8 protein-coding genes and 1 pseudogene are annotated in these 8,399 nt (G+C 70.7%); 4 read left to right on the top strand and 5 right to left on the bottom strand.

Going from position 1 to position 8,399, the window contains the following annotated elements; translation table 11 throughout:
- A pseudogene (locus JHN63_RS47935) lies at nt 1-991 on the bottom strand (hypothetical protein); the annotation flags it as partial.
- Nucleotides 992-1,082: 91 nt separating this feature from the next.
- A complete protein-coding gene (locus JHN63_RS47930; protein WP_200691426.1) occupies nt 1,083-1,568 on the bottom strand; it encodes a hypothetical protein in 486 nt (161 codons plus the stop codon).
- A 302-nt stretch (nt 1,569-1,870) separates the two neighbouring features.
- On the opposite strand from JHN63_RS47930, the gene JHN63_RS47925 reads away from it, so the two are divergent.
- The 3 genes from JHN63_RS47925 (at nt 1,871) to JHN63_RS47915 (ending at nt 4,333) form a co-directional block, all read left to right on the top strand.
- Complete coding sequence (locus tag JHN63_RS47925) at nt 1,871-2,623, top strand: GPP34 family phosphoprotein (protein WP_026150485.1); 753 nt, start codon at nt 1,871-1,873, stop codon at nt 2,621-2,623.
- A 370-nt stretch (nt 2,624-2,993) separates the two neighbouring features.
- Complete coding sequence (locus JHN63_RS47920; RefSeq protein WP_200691425.1) at nt 2,994-3,851, top strand: helix-turn-helix transcriptional regulator; 858 nt, start codon at nt 2,994-2,996, stop codon at nt 3,849-3,851.
- A 272-nt stretch (nt 3,852-4,123) separates the two neighbouring features.
- The gene (locus JHN63_RS47915; protein ID WP_200691424.1) at nt 4,124-4,333 is read left to right on the top strand and encodes a DUF397 domain-containing protein; all 210 of its coding nucleotides are present in this window, start codon (nt 4,124-4,126) and stop codon (nt 4,331-4,333) included.
- 166 nt (nt 4,334-4,499) lie between these two features.
- Here the strand turns inward: JHN63_RS47915 and JHN63_RS47910 are convergent, their stop codons facing one another.
- The 3 genes from JHN63_RS47910 to JHN63_RS47900 all read right to left on the bottom strand — a co-directional run bounded on the left by JHN63_RS47910 (nt 4,500) and on the right by JHN63_RS47900 (nt 7,001).
- Nucleotides 4,500-5,357 (bottom strand): MerR family transcriptional regulator, encoded by an 858-nt coding sequence (locus JHN63_RS47910; protein WP_200691423.1) that lies wholly within the window; start codon nt 5,355-5,357, stop codon nt 4,500-4,502.
- A gap of 80 nt (nt 5,358-5,437) precedes the next feature.
- Entirely contained in the window at nt 5,438-5,941 is a 504-nt protein-coding gene (locus JHN63_RS47905; protein WP_234478804.1) for a glutathione peroxidase, read from the bottom strand.
- 94 nt (nt 5,942-6,035) lie between these two features.
- Entirely contained in the window at nt 6,036-7,001 is a 966-nt protein-coding gene (locus tag JHN63_RS47900; protein ID WP_200691422.1) for a helix-turn-helix transcriptional regulator, read from the bottom strand.
- A gap of 73 nt (nt 7,002-7,074) precedes the next feature.
- Here JHN63_RS47900 and JHN63_RS47895 point away from each other — a divergent pair, with 73 nt between their 5' ends.
- Nucleotides 7,075-8,277, top strand: coding sequence for an MFS transporter (locus JHN63_RS47895; protein ID WP_200691421.1), 1,203 nt, complete (start codon nt 7,075-7,077; stop codon nt 8,275-8,277).
- The last annotated feature ends 122 nt before the right edge of the window (nt 8,278-8,399 follow it).

The following is an 8,399-nucleotide window of genomic DNA, read 5'->3' as shown; positions in this document are numbered from 1 at the left end:
GCCACCCGCGGACGCCACCCGCACTCGACAAGGCGCCCCGCACGGGCGGTGCGGGTGGCGTCCGCGGGTGGCGATCGCCGTCGGCGGCCTTCGGTCCGGGGGTGGGGGCGGCGTCTTTGGTGCCGGTGGTGCCGGTGGTGCCGGTGGCACCCGCGATCCGGGGATCCGCCTTCGTGTCGCCTTCGGCGGGTTCCGGGTGGCTGTCGGTCTTGGGTGAGGTCGGGGCGGAAGTCGCCCTGGTTTCAGTGGACTTGGGGTTGGCGTCCGCCTTTGGCGCGGTCGCGTCGGAGGAGGCCTCGCCTTCGGTGGTCTCCGGCCGACTGTCGGCCTTCGGGCCGGTCGGGTCGGAAGTGGCGCCGTCTTCAGTGGAGTTGGGGCGGTCGTCCGTCTTCGGCGCGGTTGCGTCGGAGGTGGGCTTGCCTTCGGTGGTCTCCGGGCTGTCGTCCGGCTCCGGGCCAGTGGCTTCGAGGGGCGACTTGCCTTCGGCGGGTTCCGGGTGGCTGTCAGCCTTCGGCCCGGTTGCGCCGGAAGTGGCCCTGGTTTCGGCGGACTTGGGGATGTCGTCCGTCTTCGGCGCGGTCGACTCGGAGGCGGCTTCGCCTTCGGAGGCTTCCGGGTGGTCGTCCGGCTCCGGGCTGGTCGCTTCGACGGACGTCTTGCCCTCGGTGGGCTTCGGAGCGGTCTCCGTGTCGGTCTCCGTGTCGGTCGTGTCCGCCTCCGCATCCGCATCCGCGGTCTCGTCCGCCTTGGGGGTATCTCCCGAGGCGGAGTCGGTGGTGTCCGGGCGGGCGTCAGCGACCTCGTCGGTCTCGTCGACCGCGTCGGCCCTGTCGGTCTTCGTGGCCCCGGGGGCCTTGTCCGACGGAGAAGCCTCCTCCGCGTCGGAGGCGGGCTCAACGGTCGCATCGCTCCCCGCGGTAGCCGCCCCCGCACCGCCAGTCACCCGATCCCCCTCGGTCACGTCGTCGGTCTCGGACTCGGACTCGTTCACGGCGTCAGCCGTATCTCGCGCCTCGTCGCCCTCGGGGGCGTCGGTCGCGGCAGGGACCCCCGCGTCCTCGACGCTCCCGGCCTCCAGGGCCTCAGACGGGCGTCTCCGCGTCCCCGGAGCCGTCCTCGGCCGTAGCGGCGCCTCCCGAGCCTTCAGCGGCCCCGTCCGACTCGGACGGCTCCGGCTCCGGTTCCGGCCCCGACGTCACCCACGCCGCCACAGCCGCCCGCAACCGCGCATCGCCGTCCGGACCGCCCTCGGCGGAAGGGTTCTGCGCCGGGGTGTCCTCAGAGGCCTCGGCGTCGGCGGACTCGCCGTCCGTCGCCGGCTCCGTCCGCAGTTCCCGAATCGAGAAGATCTTCGTCGCCGTGTCCACACCCCCGCGCTGAACCGCCGCGGACGGCGTGGAGGGCGCGGACGGTGCCGGTGCCGTGTCCTCTCGGGTCACCGCCAACCGGGGGTCACGCTCACCCCGGGCCTCCGGAACCGGACTCGCGCTCCCCGGCGTCGGTTCTGCCGACGACTCGCGCTGCTTCGACCTGTCGGGGGACTCGCCCGCCACCGATGCCTCCTCCATGCGCCGCACGTCCAGCGTGCGTCAAACCGAACCGACCGAGATAACCGGGTTAGCCACAAAATCAGCCACAACAGCAGCTGGAAAGTCAGCTGGTGACTCAGCTGGAAAATCTCTTACCCGTCGTCCGGACAACGCATCAACACCGTTGTCCGAACCATGTACCAGTGTCCTGTGTGTGGGCCTGGCCCCTGCGGTAGACGAGAACGACATACCTGCTGGTTCCATCACGAACCGGTCACGCACCCTCGACAGACCAATGTGAGAGGGGTCACCCTGTCATTCATCCACGCGGGGAGGCATGGATGGGCAGGAGCCGCAGAACTCTTCCGGAAGAGCTTCTACTGCTGGCATTGGACCCGGCCACGGGTACCACTGCACAGCCGCAGTCGCTCGACCTCGGTCTGGCCGGAGCACAGCTAGTGGAGCTGGCGCTGGCCGGACGGATAGCCCCAGACGGGGATCGTATCGCCGTGGTGGTACCACGGCCGACCGGAGATCCGACTTTGGACTGCGCGTTGGAGTTGCTGCGAAGGCGTGGCGCTCCGGTACGGGCAGTGAACTGGATTGGCGGGCCCCGACTGGGACTTCGCCAGACCTACCTCTCGCATCTCGAGCGGTGCGGCATGGTGCATGCCGTGGCGGGGCAGATGTGCGGGGTGTTGCCGACGACTCGCTACCAAGCGACGGACAACGAGATCAGCCGCGAGATCAGGGGCCGACTCGATTCCGCGATCCGCACCGGCGTACCGCCGGACCCGCGGACAGCCGCGCTCGCCGCACTGGCGCACGCGGTCGGTCTCGGCAAGCACCTGTATCCGGGTAATGAGGGACGCTCGTCCCGCTCCCGGCTGCGGGACCTGATCAGGCACGACCCCATGGGCGGACTCGTGGCGCACGCCGTGATGGACGTCCAGAACGGGGTGGCCGCACAGCCACGCCGTAGCCCGGCCCCGGCCGGCCGTCAGGCCGCGCCCGGATCAAGGCCACCGGAACCGGCTCGTGGTGTTCCGATGCAGCCGCACCGCGGCACCATGGCGCGCGCCGTGGCTCACTGAGCCGCAGTACCACGGCACACGCCCGCACCGCGGAGCAGCACCGCACGACCGGCACCACGGCACGACCGCAGCACACGCAGTACCGCCGCACCGCCAGTCCCCAAGACCCGGTTCGGGAGCCGCTGGTCCGAGCGGGGTGGAGTAGACGTAACGTCTCTCCACCCCGCTCGGCCGCATCTACGGACGCCGCGGGCAACCGGAACCTGGCTCGTACCTGCCGCATATCCACCGTTTCCCAGCGGTAGAAACCACCTTGGTGGCAGTCTGCTCAACAGCAGATACGCAAAGTGGCAAGCAGTGAGCAGCAAGTAGCGGCAAGTAGCAGCAAGCAGTGGCAAGTAGAGGCATGCAGCCGGAGGTGCACGTTCCCGTGGCGTCAAGTGTCAATCCCACCGTCAGGCGACGCCGGTTGGGCCAGGAGCTGCGTCGGCTCCGTGAGCTCAAGGGCATGACGGCCGAAGAGGTCGCCGAGCGGCTGCTGGTGTCGCAGTCGAAGATCAGCCGGCTGGAGAACGGACGGCGCAGCATCAGTCAGCGTGACGTCCGCGACCTGTGCGGGGTCTACGAGGTCGAGGACGTCCGGATCGTCGACTCGCTCATGCAGATGGCCAAGGACTCGCGCCAGCAGGGCTGGTGGCACTCCTTCGGCGACATCCCGTACAGCGTCTACATCGGACTGGAGACGGACGCGGCGAGTCTGCGCGTCTACGATCCCCAGGTCGTCCCCGGCCTGTTGCAGACCCGGCAGTACGCCGAGGCGCTCATCACCGGGGCGTTGCCCGAGACCGCCCAGGCCGATGTGGACAAGCGGGTCCAGGTGCGGCTGCGCCGGCAGGAGCGGATCTCCGCGCCGGAGAACCCGCTGCGGCTGTGGACCGTGATGGACGAGTCCGCGGTGCGCCGTGTGGTCGGCAACCGCTCCCTGATGCGGGACCAGTTGGAGCACCTCGTCGAGCAGTCCCAACTCCCGCACGTGACCGTGCAGGTGATCCCGTTCGACATGGGTGCCCATCCCGGGCTCAACGGGCAGTACGCGATCCTGGAGTTCCCCGACGCGGCCGACTCCAGCGTCGTCTACATCGAGGGCGTCACCAGCGACCTGTACCTGGAGAAGGCGAACGACGTCCAGAAGTACAGCGTGATGTATGAGCACTTGAGGGCGCAGGCCCTGAACGTGGACCAGTCCCGGCAGTTCATCGCGGACATCGCGAAGGACTACGCGCGCTGAGCGGTCCCGGCGGGGCGCGGGGGGTCCTGAGAGGCTCCTCCGGCGGAAGGTGCGGGAGAATACACCTTCCGCCGGGTCGGATGGAAGACACCAGGGGTATATGCCACCCGGTCGAGTGAATGGCCTCTCCGTCCGCCGATGTTGGCGAGTAGCGTCGATCACGCCATCGAGCAACAGGCTTTGGCGCAAACCGTGTTGTCCGTCCGGAGTGTTCGTGGCCGGACGCGACGCGCGGGGACAGTACTCATCAACTGGCAATAACCGGAGCAAAAATGGCAATTCGTCAGGGCGCCACGGACATGTGGACCAAGTCCACGTACTCCACCGGGAACGGTGCATGCGTCGAGGTCAAGTCACCCGTTCTCGCGGCCATGGCCGTACGGGACTCCAAGGTCGACGGGGGTCCGGCGCTGGACTTCCCCGCTGACTCGTGGAACGCCTTCGTGGCGGAGGTCGCGCGGGGGGCGCACGACCTTCACTGATGCCGCTGGGTCACTTTTCACAACTCCATAAGCAACAAAGGCAGTTCAACAAGTAAGAGCCCTCTCGACTGGCCCGCCGTCCTGGCCGAGGGGGCTCGGCTTGTGCCCGGAACCGGACTCCGGGCAGCCCGTCACTCCACCGGAAGCGGCACGGGGACCATCGCCGTCACTCCACCGGGAACGCCACATCGCACACCGCGTCCCCCGGCCCCGCCGCCCCCCAGTCCGCGAAGTACACCTCGCGGCACGGCCCGGCGTACCGCAGCCCCTGCCCGGCGACCCACTGCTCCACCGCCTCGAACGCGGCCAGGATCTGCGGATGCGCCACCTGCGTCTTGGTGATCCGGGTGTACGCCAGCCGTCGGGCCGGCTCCACCCGCACCGTCGCCTGCCGGGCGTGCCCCTGCCGGGCCGCCCAGGCCCGCGCCGCCGCCTCGTCCGCGACCGGCACACAGGACTCGGCCGGGCCGTCGCTCTCCATCGACACCTCGGAGTGGTAGACGACGAAGGGCGCGGCACTCACGCCCCCGCATTCCTCCGCCGCCGCCTCCAGGCGCCCCAGTGAGGCCCCGATCCAGGTCGGCAACTCGTCCGCGAGGGTGTGCCGGGTCTCGGTGATCAACACCTGTTCCGGTACCTCGACCGTCTCGACCACGAACTTTCCGTACATCTCTGAGCTCCTCCCCGACAGTCGTGCACGGAGGTACTCGGCGAGCGTGCGCTGACCGGCGATCCGGTTCTCGACGTCCGTCCAGTACGCGGCGAGGAGTGCGGCCGCGTCCGTCCCGTCCGCCTCCACCACCTCGGCGACCTTGGCCAGCGGCATGTCCAACTGCCGTAGCAGCGCCACGAGTCGGGCCCGCTCGACCTGGTGCGCGCGGTAGTAGCGGTAGCCGCTCACCTCGTCGACACGATCCGGCGCCAGCAGCCCGAGCCGGTCGTACAGCCGCAGCGCCTTGGCCGAAAGCCGTGCCCGCGCCGCGAACGCGCCGATGGTCAGCAGTTCGTCGTCCACCCGAGTCATCCTCCGTCACCGGGCGGTATCCGTCCGCCCGGCGACAAGGACGCTCGGCCCTGCCCCAGGGGCAAGGTCAACAGCCGGGACTACGCGACGGCCGTCTCCACCGCCGCCACGACCTCCGCCGACTCCGGCTCGGTCTGCGGGGAGAAGCGGGCGACGACCGTGCCGTCGCGCCCGATCAGGAACTTCTCGAAGTTCCAGCGGATGTCACCGGTGTGGCCCTCGCCGTCCGCGAAGCCCACGAGCCGCTCGTACAGCGCGTGCCGGCCGTCCCCGTTGACCTCGACCTTCTCGGTCAGCGGGAAGGTCACGCCGTACGTCGCCGAGCAGAACTCGGCGATCTCCTCGGCGCTGCCCGGCTCCTGCCCGAGGAACTGGTTGCAGGGCACGCCGAGCACGGTGAAGCCCTGTGCCGCGTACCGCTCCTGGAGTCGCTCGAGGCCCGTGTACTGGGGGGTCAGCCCGCACTTGGAGGCCACGTTCACGACGAGGACGGCCTTGCCCGCGTACTGCGAGAGGTCCGCGGAGCCGCCCGCGAGCGACCCGATCTCGACACCGAGGGGACCCGTGTTCTCTGTAGTCGTCATAACCGGATGCTAACTCCGGTAAATGTCGTTCTCCCCACGGGGGCATGCGCCTCCGCGTCCAACGGACCCGTGCGCCTCCGCGTCCCCAGGCGGTCTACAGTCCCGCGGCCTTCACCACGACCTCCCCCGCCGCCGTCCGCGAGTACAGCACCGACCGCCCCGCCCGCCGCCGCTCCACAAGACCCGCGTCCAGCAGCACCCGCAGATGCCGCCCCACCGAGCCCAGCGCCTGCCCGGTCACGGCGGTCAGCTGGCTGGTGCTCATCGGCGACCCGAGCAGCGTCAGCACGCCCGCGCGTGCGGGGCCCAGGAGCGCGCCGAGGCTCGCGGGGGCCGCGTGCGCGGCACGGTCGGCGAGGGCGCCCGAGCAGGAGTAGACGATGGCGTAGCGGTCCGGCTCCTCCCAGGACACCCAGCCGCTCTTGGGGGTGACCGGCACGAAGACCAGTTCCGCGCCGGAGATCTCCCGCGGCGGGTACTCGTGCAGATTGACCTGGAGCCGGTTCTCCCCGAGCCACCGCGTCCGCCCCGGCCGCAGCGCGTCCACGACGGCCGCCCAGCCGCCCTGGCTCACCTGCGCGGTCCGCGCGACCACATCGGCCTCCAGCACGCGCCGGCGCCGCTCCCAGGAAGGCCGTACGGTCTCCTCCCACACGTACTCCAGGACCCGGGCCGCCCGCTCGGGCAGATCGTCGCGCTCCAGGGCGGCGGGGAGCGGACCGGGGAGCGAGACCGTGAGGTTCGCCCGCGCGTCGGCCGGCGGTACCGCCCGCACGCGTGCGACGGCCGCCTCGAACGGCTCCCGGTCCCTCGGCGTGGGCGAGAGGAAGTCGGCGATCCAGGCCCGCCCGAGCCCCGCCCGCAGCAGCAGCCCGGTGACCGGATCGGCCGCCAACAGCCGCCGGTACGACGGCAGATGCTCGCGCAGCCAGACCTGTTCACCGGGGTGCGCGGCCACTCCCAGATGCAGCAGCTTGAGCGCGGCGAAGGTCTCGGCGAACGGCGACAGCACGAACCGACTCCGCGCGAGAGTGTCGGCGTTGAGCTGCCACAACCCCATGACCACCACCCCCGTCGTTTCGCGTCCGCGCGAAAGAATACGACCCCCGCGGGCACCCCCTCAGACTCACCGCATGCGCAGCTACCGCGAGCTCTTCCGCACCCCCGAATACACCCCGTTCTTCTTCTCCTTCGCCGCCCAGAACGCGGCCGGGACCATCAGCGGCCTGGCGCTCGCGACCCTCGTCTACCGGGCCACGGAGTCCCCCTTACTGTCCGCGGTGAGCATGTTCGGGCCGCAGCTCGCCCAGATGCTCGGCGCGACCTTCTTCCTCTCGGGCGCCGACCGCCTGCCCCCGCGCGCCACCCTCACCGGTATCAACTCCGCCTTCGCCGTCTGTACGGCGGTGCTGGCGACGCCCGGTCTGCCGATCGGGGCGGTCTTCGCCGTCGTGTTCCTCCAGGGCCTGATCGCCTCGCTGGGCGGCGGGGTGAGCGGCGGTCTGCTGAACGAGATCCTCTCCAAGGAGGGCTATCTGCTGGGCCGTTCGGTCTTCAACATGGCCTCGGGCCTGATGCAGGTCACCGGCTTCGCGACGGGCGGCGCCCTCCTGACCCTGCTCTCCCCGCGCACCTGCCTCCTCCTGGCGGCGGCCCTGTACGCCACGACAGCAGTGCTGCTCCGCCTCGGCCTGACCGCCCGCCCACCCCGCTCCGCGGGCCGCCCGTCCGTCGCGGCCACCTGGCGCACGAACGCCCTCCTGTGGTCCTCCCGCCCCCGCCGCCTCACCTACCTCGGCATGTGGGTCCCCAACGGCCTGGTGGTCGGCTGCGAATCCCTCTACGTCTCCTACGACTCCGGGTCCGCCGGCGTGCTGTTCGCGAGCGCGGCGCTGGGCATGTTCGTCGGCGATCTGACCCTGGGCCGTTTCGTCCCGCCCGCCCTGCGCGCCCGCCTGGACATCCCGCTCCGCCTCCTGCTGGCCACGCCGTACCTGCTCTTCGCGCTGCGCCCCGGCCTGCCCTGGGCCGCCCTGGCGGTGTGCGTGGCCTCCATCGGCTACGGCGCGAGCCTGGTCCTCCAGGAACGCCTGATGGAACTCACCCCCGACGAACTCGCGGGCCACGCTCTCGGGTTGCGCTCCGCGGGCATGCTCACCATGCAGGGCATCGGCGCGGCCGTAGCGGGCACGGTCGCCCAACTCACCTCCCCACCAACGGCGATGACCCTGGTGGCCCTGGCGTCGGTGGCGGTGACCCTGACCCTGGCGGTGCTCGGTCGGCAGGTACGGCGGGAGGCGAAGGTCTCCGAGGCGCGACCGGCCCAAACGGCTTGAGCGCAAGGGGCGTTGGGGTGCCGGCCCAACCGGGTAGGAACCGGTCCGGCACCCCGTCGTGGCCCCTTTCCGTGACGGCGGCCGCATCACCCCACCCGCCGCCGAAGGAGAGCCCCCTTGCC

This window comes from Streptomyces sp. MBT65 (assembly GCF_016612545.1).
Taxonomy (GTDB): domain Bacteria; phylum Actinomycetota; class Actinomycetes; order Streptomycetales; family Streptomycetaceae; genus Streptomyces.
This window is presented reverse-complemented; position numbering and strand designations above follow the sequence as displayed.

Coding starts and splice junctions, on each gene's coding strand:
- JHN63_RS47930 (WP_200691426.1), bottom strand. CDS start 1,568: ATGGAGGAGGCATCGGTGGCGGGCGAGTCCCCCGACAGGTCGAAGCAG.
- JHN63_RS47925 (WP_026150485.1), top strand. CDS start 1,871: ATGGGCAGGAGCCGCAGAACTCTTCCGGAAGAGCTTCTACTGCTGGCA.
- JHN63_RS47915 (WP_200691424.1), top strand. CDS start 4,124: ATGGCAATTCGTCAGGGCGCCACGGACATGTGGACCAAGTCCACGTAC.
- JHN63_RS47910 (WP_200691423.1), bottom strand. CDS start 5,357: ATGACTCGGGTGGACGACGAACTGCTGACCATCGGCGCGTTCGCGGCG.
- JHN63_RS47905 (WP_234478804.1), bottom strand. CDS start 5,941: ATGACGACTACAGAGAACACGGGTCCCCTCGGTGTCGAGATCGGGTCG.
- JHN63_RS47900 (WP_200691422.1), bottom strand. CDS start 7,001: ATGGGGTTGTGGCAGCTCAACGCCGACACTCTCGCGCGGAGTCGGTTC.
- JHN63_RS47895 (WP_200691421.1), top strand. CDS start 7,075: ATGCGCAGCTACCGCGAGCTCTTCCGCACCCCCGAATACACCCCGTTC.